At 64.6% G+C, this 15,853-nt stretch carries 12 protein-coding genes; 11 read left to right on the forward strand and 1 reads right to left on the reverse strand.

What is annotated here, in order from left to right; all coding sequences use genetic code 11:
* Window positions 1–5: 5 nt before the first annotated feature.
* Window positions 6–1,781, reverse strand: coding sequence for an aspartate--tRNA ligase (aspS, locus tag DKW65_RS09755; RefSeq protein ID WP_111657057.1), 1,776 nt, complete (start codon window positions 1,779–1,781; stop codon window positions 6–8).
* A gap of 386 nt (window positions 1,782–2,167) precedes the next feature.
* Between aspS and DKW65_RS09760 the strand changes: the two genes are divergently transcribed.
* The 11 genes from DKW65_RS09760 (at window position 2,168) to DKW65_RS09810 (ending at window position 15,823) form a co-directional block, all read left to right on the forward strand.
* Window positions 2,168–2,584, forward strand: coding sequence for an HU family DNA-binding protein (locus tag DKW65_RS09760; RefSeq protein ID WP_111657058.1), 417 nt, complete (start codon window positions 2,168–2,170; stop codon window positions 2,582–2,584).
* A 121-nt stretch (window positions 2,585–2,705) separates the two neighbouring features.
* Window positions 2,706–3,182 carry a DUF2244 domain-containing protein gene (locus DKW65_RS09765; protein ID WP_111657059.1) on the forward strand — a complete coding sequence of 159 codons (477 nt, stop codon included), beginning with the start codon at window positions 2,706–2,708 and terminating at the stop codon, window positions 3,180–3,182.
* Window positions 3,183–3,318: 136 nt separating this feature from the next.
* Window positions 3,319–4,527, forward strand: a complete 1,209-nt coding sequence (locus tag DKW65_RS09770) for an acyl-CoA dehydrogenase family protein (RefSeq protein WP_111657060.1) — start codon at window positions 3,319–3,321, stop codon at window positions 4,525–4,527.
* 64 nt (window positions 4,528–4,591) lie between these two features.
* Window positions 4,592–5,842, forward strand: a complete 1,251-nt coding sequence (locus DKW65_RS09775) for an ABC1 kinase family protein (protein ID WP_162925793.1) — start codon at window positions 4,592–4,594, stop codon at window positions 5,840–5,842.
* A gap of 79 nt (window positions 5,843–5,921) precedes the next feature.
* Window positions 5,922–6,215, forward strand: coding sequence for a PA4642 family protein (locus tag DKW65_RS09780; protein ID WP_111657062.1), 294 nt, complete (start codon window positions 5,922–5,924; stop codon window positions 6,213–6,215).
* 309 nt (window positions 6,216–6,524) lie between these two features.
* Entirely contained in the window at window positions 6,525–7,763 is a 1,239-nt protein-coding gene (locus DKW65_RS09785; protein WP_211315765.1) for a hypothetical protein, read from the forward strand.
* A gap of 17 nt (window positions 7,764–7,780) precedes the next feature.
* Complete coding sequence (locus DKW65_RS09790) at window positions 7,781–8,401, forward strand: class I SAM-dependent methyltransferase (protein ID WP_111657063.1); 621 nt, start codon at window positions 7,781–7,783, stop codon at window positions 8,399–8,401.
* 87 nt (window positions 8,402–8,488) lie between these two features.
* Window positions 8,489–9,694, forward strand: coding sequence for a HAMP domain-containing histidine kinase (locus DKW65_RS09795; protein WP_162925794.1), 1,206 nt, complete (start codon window positions 8,489–8,491; stop codon window positions 9,692–9,694).
* 9 nt (window positions 9,695–9,703) lie between these two features.
* Window positions 9,704–10,279, forward strand: coding sequence for a response regulator transcription factor (locus tag DKW65_RS09800; protein ID WP_111657065.1), 576 nt, complete (start codon window positions 9,704–9,706; stop codon window positions 10,277–10,279).
* Between the two features lie 235 nt (window positions 10,280–10,514).
* On the forward strand, window positions 10,515–12,248 hold the full coding sequence (locus tag DKW65_RS09805) for an autotransporter assembly complex protein TamA (protein ID WP_111657066.1): 1,734 nt from the start codon (window positions 10,515–10,517) through the stop codon (window positions 12,246–12,248).
* Complete coding sequence (locus tag DKW65_RS09810) at window positions 12,245–15,823, forward strand: translocation/assembly module TamB domain-containing protein (protein ID WP_111657067.1); 3,579 nt, start codon at window positions 12,245–12,247, stop codon at window positions 15,821–15,823. The genes DKW65_RS09805 and DKW65_RS09810 overlap by 4 nt, the downstream gene beginning before the upstream one ends.
* The last annotated feature ends 30 nt before the right edge of the window (window positions 15,824–15,853 follow it).

Raw genomic sequence — 15,853 nt, forward strand, 5'->3', positions numbered from 1 at the left:
TCGTATTATCGGTCCTTGTTCTCAAGGTTGCGCAGCTGAATGCCCAGCTCGCGCAGTTGCTTCGGCGCCACCTCGGCCGGGGCCTGGGTCAGCGGGCAGGCCGCCGTCTGGGTTTTCGGGAACGCGATCACGTCGCGAATCGACTCGCAACCGGTCATCAGCATCACCATGCGATCCAGACCGAACGCCAGGCCACCGTGCGGCGGCGCGCCAAACTTCAGCGCATCCAGCAGGAAGCCGAATTTCTCTTCAGCTTCTTCGTCGCTGATACCCAGCGCCTTGAACACGGCACGCTGCATGGTGGGCTCGTGAATACGAATGGACCCCCCACCCAGCTCGGTTCCGTTGAGCACCATGTCATAGGCTTTCGACAGGGCGGCCCCCGGGTTGGCCGCCAGTTCGTCGGGCGAGCAGGAAGGCATGGTGAAGGGGTGATGCAGCGCCGCCCAGTGGCCGTCGTCATCTTCCTCGAACATCGGGAAGTCCACGACCCACAGCGGCGCCCAGTCGCCCTCGACCAGATTGCGATCGTGGCCGACACGCACGCGCAGCGCGCCCAGTGCTTCGTTGACGATCTTCGCCTTGTCGGCGCCGAAGAAGATCAGGTCGCCGGTCCGGGCGCCGGTGCGTTCCAGAATGCCGGCAATGGCGTCATCGGTCAGGAACTTGAGAATCGGGGACTGCAGGCCATCGTTGCCCGCCGCCAGATCATTGACCTTGATGTAGGCCAGCCCCTTGGCGCCATAAATACCGACAAATTTCGTGTAGTCGTCGATCTCCTTGCGGCTCATCTCGCAGCCACCCGGCACGTTCAAGGCGGCCACCCGGCCTTTCGGATCATTCGCCGGGCCAGCAAAGACCTTGAATTCCACCTTGGCGAGCAGATCGCCAATGTCCACCAGCTCCAGCGGAATGCGCAGGTCCGGCTTGTCAGAACCGAAACGGCGCATGGCCTCGGCAAACGGCATGCGCGGGAAGGCGGGCAACTCCACCTGAAGCAACTGGCTGAATACCTGGCGCACCATGGTCTCGGCCACCTGAATCACGTCTTCCTCGGTCACGAAGGAGGCTTCCAGATCGATCTGGGTGAACTCCGGCTGCCGGTCGGCACGCAGATCTTCATCGCGGAAGCACTTGGCGATCTGGTAATAGCGATCGAAGCCCGCGACCATCAGGAGCTGCTTGAACAGCTGTGGCGATTGCGGCAACGCAAAGAAACTGCCTGGATGCGTGCGGCTGGGCACCAGGTAATCGCGCGCGCCTTCCGGCGTCGCCTTGGTCAGGATCGGGGTCTCCACATCCATGAAGCCCTGTGCTTCCAGCGCCGTGCGCACCGCAGCCGTCAGCCGCGAGCGGAAGCGGAAGTTGGCCAGTACATCAGGACGACGCAGATCCAGGTAGCGGTACTTGAGGCGCACCTCCTCCCCGGCCTGGCTGTACTCGTCCAGCTCGAACGGGGGCGTTTCAGCCGTGTTCAGCAGTGTCAGCGCGGTGCCCAGCACCTCGATGTCGCCGGTGCTCATACGGCTGTTACGCACCGCTTCATCGCGCAGCCGTACCCGCCCCGTGACCTGCACCACATACTCGCTGCGCAGGCGATCTGCCAGGGCGAAGGCCTCTACCGTATCCGGGTCGAATACCACCTGCACCAGCCCGGCGCGGTCACGCAGGTCGAGGAAGATCACCCCCCCGTGGTCACGGCGGCGATGCACCCAGCCGCACAATGTCACCGCTTCCCCGTCGTGGGAGGCTCTCAAGTCACCGCAGTAATGGCTTCGCATAACATCTCGTTCCGCTGGATCTGACGGCGCGGCCCGGGGAGCCGCGAAAGGCGCAATAGTATAGCGATTCACCTCGCGCGCAGCCATGCCAACGCATTGTCCGGGCCAGCCCGCGCCAGGCGGCGACCTCCGGCACGGGCAACCCCCTGCCCCCTCAACCGAAAAAATACAAAAAAACCCTGAAAAACAGGGCCCGGACGCTTGCTGACACCTGCGCCATGGCATATAACTGGCGCGGAAGCCGCTTGAATACAGGCTTCCGGGTCGTTCAAGGACAGACTCAGACACACCAGGACCTGCCCGGACAGCCTTCTCCAATAACCCGGGCAACGTCGACAACCGGCTGCTCGACGCAGCTGCATCAACCAACAGGGGTACGCACAGCAATGGCCGTAAAGAAGAAAGCCGCCGCCAAGAAAACCGCCGCCAAGAAACCGGCTGCAAAGAAAGTCGCAGCCGCCGCCGCACCGGCAGCCCGCAAGGTCAAGCCGATCACTGAGCCGATGAGCAAGACGCAAGTTACTGCCAACATCGCCGAAACCACCGGTCTGACCAAAAAGCAGGTGTCTGCGGTACTGGAAGAGCTGACCGGGATCATCGAAGGCCATGTGAAAAAGCGTGGCGCAGGTCAGTTCACCCTGCCCGGCCTGATGAAGATCACCACCGTGAAGAAGCCCGCCACCAAGGCGCGCAAGGGCATCAACCCCTTCACTGGCGAAGAAACCGTGTTCAAGGCCAAGCCGGCCAGCATCGCGGTCAAGATTCGTCCGCTGAAGAAACTGAAAGACATGGCTGCCAGCTAAGCGGCCTCGCGGTACGGGGCCAACGCCCCGTACCGCGCCCTGCCCCACCACTTGCCCCTTCCGTCACGTCCTGTGATGCTATCTTTCTGTGTACCGTTGCGGCTGACCTGACAGGGCTCCCATGGTCATTCATGAGCAGGCACCCGAGTTCGAGCGCTTCGTACTGTTGCCCAATCGCTCGGCAAGCTGGGCGCAGATTCGTGGCCTCATCCTGATCGTCCTGGGCTTTTCTCTGGCCATGATGCTGTTTTTTCTGTGGATCGGTGCCTGGCTGGTGGTGCCCTTCTGCGGCGCGGAAGCGGCGCTGCTTATATGGGCCCTGTGGTACGCCAACCAGCGCACCTGCTGGCGAGAGGTCATTACCCTGACACCCGAGCGCGTCGACATTGCACGGGGGCGGCGCGGGCCGGTAGAGACCATCTCGCTCGAGCGCTACGGGCTGCATCTGCACAGCCATATCCCCGATAACGATTTTTACCTGCCCCATCTGGCGCTGCGCCGCCACGCCCGCGACTGGGTGATCGGTGAAATGCTCAACCGTGAGGACAGGATCACGCTGATACGGGGCCTCAAGCGCACCCTCGGGGGGCAACGCTGAGGCCTCCCTGGCCAGGAGCACCACGAATCTGGCAAAAAATGTCCCTCCCAATCGAGTGACCCGGTGGTCATGAGGCCCGAGTATTGCTAACTTTGCCCCACGCCAGATTCTGCCTTCAGCCACGGATACGCCCGACATGAAACTTGTTCTGTCTCCGGAAGACCAGCAGTTCCGCGAGGAAGTCCGCGACTTCCTCAATGAGCACCTCAGTGCCGACCTGCGCCGCGCCGGCGCCCTGATGACCAGCGTCTTCGCGGACTTCGATGCCGCCATGACCTGGCAGCGTATCCTGCACGAGAAGAAGGGCTGGGCAGCCCCCAGCTGGCCAAAGGCTTTTGGCGGCACCGACTGGAGCATCACCCGGCACTATATATATGCCGTAGAGTCGGCCGCTGCCGATGCACCGCGCCTGCTGCCCATGGGCCTGGACATGTGCGGCCCCTGCCTGATCGGCAAGGGCACCGACGCCCAGCGAGCCGAATACCTGCCGCGCATGCTCAGCGGCGAGCATTTCTGGTGCCAGGGCTACTCCGAGCCTCAGTCCGGTTCCGACCTGGCCTCACTGAAACTGAAAGCCGATCGCGACGGCGACCACTATGTGCTGAACGGCTCCAAGATCTGGACCACCTACGCCCACCATGCCAGCCACATGTTCCTGCTGGTACGCACGCGCAGCGACGGCAAGCCCCAGCAAGGCATCACCTTCCTGCTGCTGGACATGAACACCCCCGGCATCACCATCGATCCGATCATCAGCATCAGCGGCGAGCACGAACAGAACCAGGTGTTCTTCGAGGATGTACGCGTACCGGTGGCCAATGTGGTGGGCGAGGAAAACGACGGCTGGACCGTGGCCAAATACCTGCTCGAATTCGAACGCGGCGGCCAGGCCTACAGCCCGCGCCTGCAAGTGTCGCTGGACAAGGTGCGCCATCTGGCCGCCCAGGGACAACCGGGCGAGCGGCCGATTGACGACGAACTCTTCCGCCTCAAACTGGCCCGCGCCGAAGTCAGCGTGCGCGCTGTGGAGGCTGCCGAACTGAAGGTGATGTCGGCACTGTCCAGCGGCCAGAACCCGGGCGCCATTTCCTCCATGCTGAAGATCATCGGCTCGGAAGCCTCACAACAGGTCACCGAAATGGCCATCGAGGCGCTGGGCAGCTGGGCGCAAATCTGGCAGCCCCAGGCCCTGAACCCGGCCACTGCGGGCAACGCGTCTGCCATCGGGCCAGTCTCCGGGGTACCCGTCCTGTCGACCTACCTGAACACCCGCGCCACCACCATCTATGGCGGCTCCAACGAGATTCAGCGGAACATCATCGCCAAACAGGTGCTCGGGCTCTAGGAAGAGGGCCCTTAGACTTTCTCCCCGGATTTATGTCATAAAGAAGCCTCACCGGGGAGTCACTATGCCATCATCATCCGCCCGTCCAGCGGCCAGCACGCCGCGTCTCATCTGGCACGGGCGCAGTCGCTATGTACGGGTGCTGGGCACCATTCGCCAGTTGCAGCAGGCCCTGTGGCTGCATCGGGACCTGTTGCGTGCCAGCAGCGAAGCCGACCGCATGCCGCTGCATCAGGACGTGGCCGATGCCTTTGCCGCGCTGTGTCGGCGCAACGGCGGCGCCTGGATCAAGTTTGCCCAGTTCCTGAGCTGTCGCCCGGATCTGCTGCCGCCGCCCTATATCGCGGCCTTCACCGCCCTGCGCGAGGACGCGCCCAGCGCCCATTTCGATGACGTGCAGCCCTGGCTGGAAGAACTGCTCGGCAAGGACTGGGCGCAGACCTTCAGCGCCTTCAACATTATTCCGGTCGCCTCGGCCTCTATCGCCCAGGTACACCGCGCCTGCCTGGCCGACGGCACCGAAGTCGCGGTCAAGTTGCAACTGCCCCGGGTACGCCAGGAATTCTACGAAGATGCCGCCGCTCTGCGTGCGCTGAGCCGGGTGCTGGCACCTTTGCTGCGGGAAATCGACCTGCGCCAGGTGGTCAACCAGCTGATCACCACCACCGAACGTGAGCTGGATTTCACCGAAGAAGCGCGCCACCTGGAAGCCTTTGCCGCCCTGCCCCACCGCGCCGGCATCCGGGTACCGAAAGTCTTCCCGCAACTGTGCAGCGAACGCCTGCTGGTGACCGAGTGGATGGAAGGCCCGAGCCTGTCACAGGTACTGGAAAGCGAGGACGATGCGCGTATTCGTCCTCTGCTGGAAACCCTGCTCGACAGCACCTTGCAGCAGGTCCTGGAATTCGGCCTGTTCCACGCCGACCCGCACCCGGGCAATTTCATTGTCACCGCCCCGGACACTCTGGCAGTGCTGGATATGGGGGCCGTGGAAAACCTGACCCCCGAGGCACGCCTGCAGTACACCGCCTTGCTGATGCGCCTGCTGGGCCAGGGGGAGGCACCGCTGCAGCCCCTGTTCGAGGCCGCCGGCTTCGGCGGTGTGGACGAGGCACGATTGCAGGCACTGTCTCAGGCATTGGTTGATGCCCAGACCCGCGACGACACCCTGGTGGACAACCTGCGCACGCTGATGGATGAATTCCGCCGCCTGCGCCTGGTGATCCCCGACCCCTTCGTGGCCATGGTGCGCGTGCTGATCACCATCGGCGGCCTGATGACCCGTCACCAGATCCCCTTCCGGATGCGAGGTTGAATCCCTGCGCACGGGGCCGGATAATCCCCGCCCGCACAGCGAAACCCCGACCGCAGGCACGACAAGAGAGCAACCCGGCATGAGCGAACGCAAGGACAAGAAGAAAGTCATCGGCGAACCGATGACCGACGAGCAGATCAAGGTGTTTCTGGACATCGAACCGGAAAGCGGCCTGAACGCAGACTTCCATGCCTTGCAGCGCGCTTACCGCAGCCTGCGCGAAGAAGACTTTGACCGCTTCCTGGGCTTTTTCACCGCCGCCGGCCGCAACCCGGCTGCCACCGACCCGCAGGGTCGTACCCTGGCCAGTATCGTGAGCCAGCATGTCCGTCATGCGGCCTACGCAGAGATCCTCAAGCGCCACGGCGGCTGACTCGCCCCGGTTACAATAATCCGACGAACTTCCGGCGCCGTTCCTCTCCCCCCTCTGGCGCCGGGCTTGTCCGCCACTCAAGCACCAACTCCTTGATTTTAATAAATTCGTCATCCTGATGTCGCATTCCCCCGGGGGGCCGCCACCGTCAATACCGTACGATTGTCCCAATTGGACCCCGCGTGCGGGGCTGGACGGTCTGTTCAAATGCGCCAGGACTGTGGCATGGTTCCTCTGATTCCGTTGGCCCCTCGCCGACGGATAAAAAAATAAAAGCGTTACGCTATTCAGCCAAAAGAGTCCCAGACCATGGATACGACCTCTGTTTCGGCCGGAGCCCGCTGGCTCGCGCTATTGCTTGCTTTGAGTCTTGCCCTCTCCGCCTTGCCCCGCCTCGGTTACGGCCTGATTGACGACGACGGCCCCGATGACGAGAGCGACGAAGTGACCGCAGAAGAACTCTCGTACATCGACATTCCCGTCGATGAACGCATCTTCCTGGTGCGCTGGAACGAAGTGCCCTACAACAAGCGCTTCTTTGACTATTCCCACGCCGAAATCGAACAACGCTGGGATGAATTCATGGTCGGTGTGCGCGCGCCCTTTCCGTCCGCCGGCTACCTGGAATACATGGGCTCCAACTACCCGGAGATGCTCAATGGCATCGAGAATTTCCAGGGCTATGAGGACCTCAGTCGCCGCCTGATCGAGGTATGGCGCCTGTTCCTGCGTGGCGATTTCCAGGACGCCCGGGAAGCGGGCCTGAAACTGGGCATCATGGGCCTTTATCCGGCCATGTTCGCGCAGATCACTTATGCCATCTATCTGGCTGACCGGCAGACCGAGAAATACATGATGCTGCAGGACGTGGCCAACCGCGTACGCGAGCATATCGACCTGATCGAACGCGCCGAAAACGACCCCATCGCCGCCGAACTGGTCGCCTTCACCAAGCTCGGCTACGCCTATGCCATCGCCCGGATCGCAGAAGAATCACCGGTGCCGGTGATCGTGGTGCGTGGCTATATCGGCCGCATCAAGGACAACGCGGAAGAAATCGTCGAACTGATCCCGGACCATCCGCTGGGCCATGCCTTCCGCGCCGCCGTAGACGCCAACATCATGCGCCGCGTCGGCCGCGCCACTGGCCGCATCACCTACGGCGCCCGCAGCACCGTGGTGGACGAATCCTTCGGCAAGGCGTTCAAAATGGCGCCGGACATCCCCATTCTGAACTACGAGTACGCCAACGCGATCATGTACATGAGCCGCAAGCGCGACCTCAACCAGGCCATCGACTATCTCAACAAGGCCACCCGCTACACGCCCACCTGGTCGATGGACGCCCTGGACACCATGTACGCGTTCAAACGACTGCAGGAAGCGCACCTGTACGACCAGCATTACCGCAGCTTCCGCGCCTTCGAGCGTCATCGCCGCCGGTTCAGCCGGGTGACCGACCACAACCTGACCAACGTGTTGAGTCCGCCGCTGAACATGCACATGATGGAGAACCCGCACGAATACAAGTTGCCGGACGTTGAGTAACCTGTAACGGAGGCCTGATGGGCTGGTACGCCGACACGCTGTTTCCGCCCCTGCTGGACTGGGCCACCCGGCCGCTGAACCGTGATCGTGACGCCCTGCTGGCCGGGGCGCGCGGTCGCGTACTGGAACTGGGCGTCGGCACCGGCGCCAACTTCGGTCGTTACACCGCTTCAGCCACCGAAATACACGGCATCGAACCCGGTGCCGCCATGCTCGCCAAGGCACAGGCCACAGCGGCCGCCCTGCCGAACCCGGGACGTTTTCATCTGATCGAAGCGGGCGCTGAAGCCCTGCCCTACCCGGATCATCACTTCGACACCGTGATTGCCTGTCTGGTGTTCTGCACCATCCCCGACCGTGAGGCCGCCGCCCGCGAAGTCGCCCGCGTACTGCACCCCGACGGCCAGTTACTGGTGCTGGAACACGTACAGAGCGAGCGACCGCTGACCCGTCGCGTGCAGCACGGCCTGAACCCGGTGTGGCGACATCTGGCCTGCGGCTGCCAGTTGACCCGCGACACCGGCACCCTGCTGGCCGACCACGGCTTTGACACCTCCGCCCTGCGCCGCTGGCGCCACCCCAAATTGCCCGGCTTCGCCGGTGAACTGCTCCAGGGTATCGCCACCCGCAGGATCTGAGGGCGACGGGGCAATTTGCCGCACCCGGCACTCCCCGCGAGCCGCTAGAATAAAGCGTTGTTTTACTTCTTCGATCGGGACATCGCGATGCTGAGCCACTGGAACGATCCCCGCGCCTGGCGCCGTCGACTGCTGTACCTGCGCGGCGGGCTGGTCACCGCGCTGGGCCTGCTGTTTCTGGTGGCCGACATGCAAGCCGCCTCACCGATTCCCACGGTGCTGGCGCTGTTCTGGCTGGGTCTGCTGTGGCTGCCGTCGCTGTTGTTCCTGGCCACCCGCAACCGCCCCGGACGCCAGCAATGGCCGCTGCTGTGGCTGGACGTGCTGCTGGATCAACTGCTGTTCCTGGCGCTGCTGCACCAGCTCGGTGGCTCCACCAATCCGCTCGCCTTCTATCTGCTGTTGCCGGTACTGGTGGCCGCCATGGCCCTGCCGCTGACCGCCAGCGCTGCCCAGACGCTGATCGCCGTCACCGGCTATGGCCTGACCCTGCACTGGCATCAGGTGCCCGGCCATGGCACCCACCTGCATGCCCTGACCCACGACATGCATCCGGATCACGGTGTCGGCATGTGGCTGGCCTTCAGCCTGGTGGCCGTGGTGCTGACCGCCCTGGGGCACCTGTTGCGACAAAGCCAGCAGCGCAGCCTGCGGCATCAGGGCACTGCGCTGGCCCTGGCGCTGCAACGCGAACGTATGTACCAGGTGGGTGCCACCCTGGCAGACCGGGCCCATGAACTGAACACACCGCTGTCGACGCTGCTGCTGCTGTCCGACGATCTGGCCAGCCGCGACGGCATGCCGGAGGATTGCCGCGAAGATCTGGATCAGATCAGCGCCCTGAGCCGCCGCATTGCGGCCTTGCTGCGCCCCCCCGCCAGCAATGCGGAGGACAACAGCGCGAAACGCCCCCTGTCCGAGCTGTGTCAGGAACTGGCCGCCACGCTGCGCCATCTGGCCCCATCGATGCGGGTCACCTGGGAAGGCCCCGACGATCCGGTGCTGGGCAACATCGCCACCTGGCAGCGCGTGCTGGCCAACCTGGGCTATAACGCCTGCGATGCCGGGGCCAGCCGGTTGCAGGTCGCCTGCCGCCGCGACGGGGATGTTATCCTTGTGCAGATCAGCGACGATGGCCCGCGACAGACCGCGCAGCGCGACCGCGACGGCCTGGGTATCGGCCTGGCGCTGGTGGAAACCAGCCTGGCCGCCCTCGGCGCCACCCTGACCCTGGATTTCGACCACCGCTGGACACAGGCCCGCATTGCCCTGCCAGCGCGCCACACTGACTGAGGACCCCGGATGCAGCATCTGCTGGTTGTGGAAGATGACACCGCGCTGCGCACCCAGATGCAGCGGCTGCTGACGCGCCGGGGGTTCACCGTGGGCAGCGCCGAAGACGCCGAGACCTGCCGGGCCTGGTTGACACAGCACAACACCTCACTGGATGCCGCCATCCTTGACCTGAGTCTGGGAGAGGACAACGGCCTCGACCTGATTGCCCCGATCCTCGCCCATTCCCCGGGCTGCCGGGTGCTAGTGCTGACCGGCTACGGCAGCATCCCCACCGCCGTCACCGCCACCCGGCGCGGGGCCTGCAACTACCTGACCAAACCCGCCAGCCTGGATGACATCCTGGCGGCCCTGGCCACCGACAACCTCGGCGCCACCCCGGCCCTGCCCAGTTCGCCCCCCTCACTGGAGCGGCTGGAATGGGAGCACATCCAGCGGGTGCTGGAAGATCACGACGGCAACATCTCCGCCGCCGCCCGGGCCCTGGGCATCCACCGCCGTACCCTGCAGCGACGCCTGAAAAAAAGGCCCAGCGCCATGGATTTTGCACGGGATTTCGGTGCCGTGGATGACCTGCCTGAATGACTGCACGGCCCTTCTTCACGACATTTCCCTGTTTTTTTCATGCTTCGCCCTTCTAAGACACAGCAACGCACTGCAAACTGGCGATACCTTCTGGTAGTGTGACGCGCCCTGACCTGAAGGCCCCATGGCGGCACCGGGATACGAACCCGCCCCGCCCTTTCCGGTCAGAACCCTGGACGCCGGTCGAACCTCGGATACAGCGCGTCAACTTGCTTTGGTCAGGGACTCCGTCTTGATGCCCAGAATCAGAATACAGCCGGGTCGCATACTGGCGCTGCTGGCACTGTTATGGGCCGGACAGGCCATGGCCAACTCACCCACCGTCCGTGTCAGCGGCGGCGACGATGCCGTGCAGGACAATATCCGGGCCCATATCTCGGTGAGCAGCGAACCCTGCGACCTGCCCGCCTGGCGCGAGCGCGCCATGCTGCGCAATGCGCGGCAGAACGCCGACCGGGGGTTGCGTGCGCTGGGTTACTACCGCGCGCAGATCGATGCCCGCCTGGAACGCGACAATGGCTGCTGGCGACTGCTGGTGGATGTCGAACCCGGCCAGCGTGTGATCGTGCGCGAAGTGAATGTGCGAGTGACCGGCGAAGCAGAGGAAGACAACGCGTTCCGGCAGATTTTTGTCAATCGCCGCATCCGCGAGAACGAACCCCTGATCCACTCACACTACGAAGATACCAAGAACCTGCTGGTGCGCACCGCCGCCGACCGCGGCTACTTCGAAAGCCGGTTGCGTGAACATCGCCTGGAAGTCGACGCCGATGCCGGCGAGGCGCGCATCCACTTGTGGCTGGATTCCGGCCCCCGCTACCGCTTTGGCAGTGTCACCCTGGAACAGGACGTCCTCAACGATGACCTGGCCTATCGCTTCATCCCCTTTACCGAGGGCGATTACTACGACAGCCGTCAGTTGATCTCGCTGCAGCAGTCGCTCAATGCCAGCGGCTATTACGCTAGCGTACGCATTGACACCGACCCCGACGAAGAGGCCCTGCGGGTGCCCGTGCACGTCACGGCAACGCCCCGTGCCCGGCACGGCTATATGGCCGGCATCGGCTTCTCCACCGATATCGGCCCGCGTCTGCGTCTGGGTTACGAGAATCGGCGCGTGAACCGGCGCGGGCATCGTTACAACACCGAACTGGAAGCCTCGCCGGTGCGCTCCGGTGCCGGTATCAACTACGAGATTCCGCTGGATGACCCGAACCGCGAACGGATCAACCTGTCATCCAGCTTCCAGCAGGAAGAAACCAGCACCAGCGAGAGCGAACGATACCGCGTGGGTGTTGCGTATTTGCGCGAGCTGCGCACCGGCTGGATTGCCACCACGTCACTGGAATACGAACGTGAATACTTCACCATCGCCAGCCAGCGTGACCGCACCGACCTGCTGATGCCGGGCTTCGAACTGTCGCGCACGCGCGGTAACCATCCGATCTACCCGACCCGCGGCTGGACCGTCAGCGGCAAGGTCCGCTTCGCCGAAGAACAGGCACTGTCCAGCGTCAGCTTCATCCAGGTGCGCGGCCGCGCCAAAGCCGTCATGCCCTTTCTCGGTGGCCGCGTGCTGACACGCGTCGAGGGCGGTGCCACCGAAGCGGATGAAGTCATCGAGCTGCCCACCTCCGTGCGTTTCTTTACCGGCGGTGACAACACGGTGCGCGGCTACGGCTACCAGCGCCTGGGCCCACGCAATGACGACGGCGAAGTGATCGGTGGCCGGCATATGGTCGCCAGCAGTATCGAGTATGACTACCTGTTCCTGCCCAGCTGGGCCGTCGCCGTATTCGTGGATGCCGGCAACGCCTACGACACCCTGAACGACTTCGAAGCCCTGTACGGCTACGGGATCGGCGTGCGCTGGCGCTCGCCCATCGGCCCGATCCGTATCGACGTGGCGCGACCGTCTGACGGCCGCGATCCCTTCCGCCTGCATGTCAGCATGGGGCCGGATCTGTGACGGCGGGCGGGCGCGTCATCCGTATCCTCCGGGCACTGGTGCGCTGGGCACTGGTGGGTACGCTTTTGCTGCTTATCCTGCTGCCCGCCGCCCTGCTCGGACTGATGGCCCATGAAGGCGGCAGCCGCTGGCTGCTGCTCAAGGCGGCTGAACTGGCCCCCGGCGAGGTCAGTGTGGCGGAAATCCAGGGCACGTTACTGCACGGCATCACCTTGACAGACGTGCACTATGCGCACCCCGCCGTGACCGTGGAAAGCGATCGCTTCAGCCTGGCGGTGGTCATGCCTGCCCTGCTGCAACGGCGCGTTGCCATCAACACCCTGCAGGCCGACCGCCTGCGCGTTACCCTGCATGCCAGCGAGCGCGATGAGGACGATCTGCCCGATGACGAGGCCCCGTTCCATATCGACCAACTGGACGATATCCGCCTGCCGGTGGCCATCGCCGTATACGGCGCTCACGTCACCGACTTCACCCTGACCCTGGCCAACGGCACCGACATCCACCTTGACGAGATACTGCTGGCTGCCAATACCGACGGCAACCGCTTGCATGTACAGCAACTGTTCGTGCGCGAGGATACCGCCCGCATCAGCCTCAGTGGCAACATGGGTCTGGCACAGCCGTTTGCCCTGGACACCTGGCTGGACTGGCAAGCGCCACTCCCCGAAGCCTTGCACGGGGCGCTGGCGGGCCCCGAGGCCGACCCGGCGGAACCGCTGATGGCGCGCGCCGATGCCCGCGTACGCGGCACCCTGGCCGAACCCACTCTGGTCCACCGCCTGCATGCCCCCGTCACCCTGCGCAGCGAAGGGTCACTGCGGCCCTTCGATACCCCGCTGGCCTTCGATCTGGACAACCACTGGGACGCCTTCACCCTCTACGGCGCCGACGGTCAGGCTCTGGCCCTGGCCGACGGCCGACTGGAGATTGATGGCAGCCTGGAGGACTACCGCCTGCAACTGGCCAGTGGCACCACCCTGCCCGACCTGCCCGCCATCGGCGTCGAAGTCCGCGCTCACGGTAATCTGCAGGCCGCCCATATCGAGCGGGCGCGCCTGGACGTAGCAGACAGCCGCATCGAGCTGGCCGGCGATGTGACCTGGGCGCCCGACCTGACCTGGGATATCCAGCTCGGCATTGAAGACTTCGACCCCGCCCTGCTGGTAGCGGAATTGCCCGGCCGTCTGGCTCTGGATACCCGCGTGCAGGGCAGCCTCAAATCAGAGCACCTGACCCTGGACCTGGCATTAAACCGCCTGAGCGGCGAGGTGCGCGGCCAGCGCCTGGACGGCGGCGGCTCGCTGCAACTGACCCGCGCCCCGGATCAGGCCATCAGCGAGGCGCGTCTGCGCAGCGACCTGCAACTGCGTGCGGGCAATAACCGCGTCAGTCTGCGCGGCAGCGCCAACCAGCGTCTCGACCTGCATCTGGCACTGATCGGCGACGACCTGGCTGCCCTGTGGCCCGACCTGCACGGCACGCTGCACCTGGATGCCCGGGTGCACGGCACCCGCAGCGCCCCCGTGCTGCAAGCCCGCATCAACAGCGAGGAGATCGGCTACGCCGAATGGCGCCTGCACGACCTGTCGCTGGTGGCCGATGCCACCAACGGCCCCGACGCCCCGCTGATGAGCCTGGCGCTGGGCACCGGCCACCTCACCCGCAGTGGCGATGTTGTGCTGGAACGCGTGGCGGTCAACGGGGATGGCGACGCTTCGGATCACCGCATGACCTGGGCCATCACCGCCCCCCAGGGCAGCACCCGGGGTGCCGCCGCAGGCATGCTTGAGGACCTGCGCGCCTGGCAAGGCATGCTCCGCGCCCTCGAGATCGACAGCCCGATCTCCGGCCTGTGGCAGCTCGACCGCCCGGTAGCCCTGGGCGCTTCCGCCGAAGCTGCTCACCTGGCGCCCATGTGCCTGGTGGCCGAAGAAAGCCGCCTGTGCCTGGATGGCCACTGGCGCGCCGAGGGCCCCACCGAGGCCCGCCTAGATCTGACCAACCTGGCCCTCGCCTACCTGGCCCGCGAACTGCCCGAAGACGCCGCCGAACTGGAAGGGGTCATCAACCTGAGCGCGCGCTTCAACCAGCGCGACGGCCGCAACACCGCCGAGGCCGATCTGCAAGTGAGCGCAGGCCGCATGGCGCTGTCCAGCGGCCGCGACGAACCCTATGAACTGGCCTGGCGCGGCCTGTCGGCCCACCTGAACCTGGACGGCACCCAACTCACCAGTCACGCCCACTTTGACGTGGACGACACCAGCGGCACCCATGCGCGACTGAATGCCGAACTGGACGGCGACAACACGCGCCTCGACGGCGAACTGAACACCTATCTGGACGACCTGGGCTGGGTGGAAGTTTTCGTGCCCGACCTGCGCAATATTCGTGGCCGCGTCCGCGGCGACCTGACCTTGCGCGGCACCGTGGCGGCTCCCCGATTCGGCGGCCAATTGATACTGGACGAGGCGGCCGCCGATGTGCCCGAGGTCGGCCTGTCGCTGACCGATATCCGCCTGCTGGCCGAGGCCGAGCGTGGCGGCGACCTGACCCTGACCGGGCAAGTCACCTCCGGCGACGGCACCCTGAACCTGGACGGCGTTCTGGACACCAGCGAACCCCTGCCCTGGCCGGTGCGCCTGCAGGTACGCGGCGAGAATTTCCTCGCCGTGCAACGCCCGGATGCCCGCGTACTGATCAACCCGGATCTGGATATCCGTGTGGCCCGCAATCTGATCACCATTCGCGGCGACATTACGATACCGCAGGCCCGTTTCGAGCCCCGCGATCTGCCCCAGCAGGCGGTGTCCGTGTCGCGCGACGAAATCATCGTCAGCGACGAACCCGACGAAAGCTCCCCCTGGCAGGTGGACACCGAAGTCACCGTGCGGCTGGGCAACCGCGTCAGCATGCAGGGCTTCGGCTTGCAGGCGCGCTTTGTCGGCGACGTGCGCATTGAAGACAAACCCGAGCGCACCCCGCGCCTGATCGGTGAAATCCGTATCGAAGACGGTCGCTACCGGGCCTACGGCCAGGATCTGCACGTGGAACGCGGCACTCTGATCTTCCAGGGCCCGCCCGACAATCCCGGCCTGGACATCGTCGCGGTGCGTATCGTTACGGCCTACAACGTGCGCGCCGGCCTGCGGATCGGCGGCACCCTGCAAGACCCGCGCTCGCGTGTCTTCTCCGAACCGAGTATGGAAGAAACCGAAGCCATGTCCTTCCTGCTCACCGGCCGCCCTCTGGACAGCGGCTCCGACGCCGACGCCGTCATGATCATGCAGGCCATCGCCCTGTACGGCATCGAACGCGGCGAATTCATCACCGAGCGACTCGGCCAGACACTGGGCCTCGAGCTGGGCGTCGATACCGAAGGGGAGTTCGAGGATACCGCCCTGATGCTGGGCAAGCAGATTTCATCGCGCCTGTATCTGCGCTACAGCGTCGGGCTGTTTGAAGCCCTGAACACCGTCATGCTGCGCTACACCCTGAGCCGCAGCCTGAGCCTTGAGACACGCACCAACTCGAAAGAGAACGCGATTGATCTGATCTTCAGAACCGAGCGCTAAGCACATCGGGGAACCCCGGCCGTCACGGGG

Origin of the sequence: Isoalcanivorax indicus, from assembly GCF_003259185.1 — a bacterium.
GTDB classification, from domain to species: Bacteria; Pseudomonadota; Gammaproteobacteria; order Pseudomonadales; family Alcanivoracaceae; genus Isoalcanivorax; species Isoalcanivorax indicus.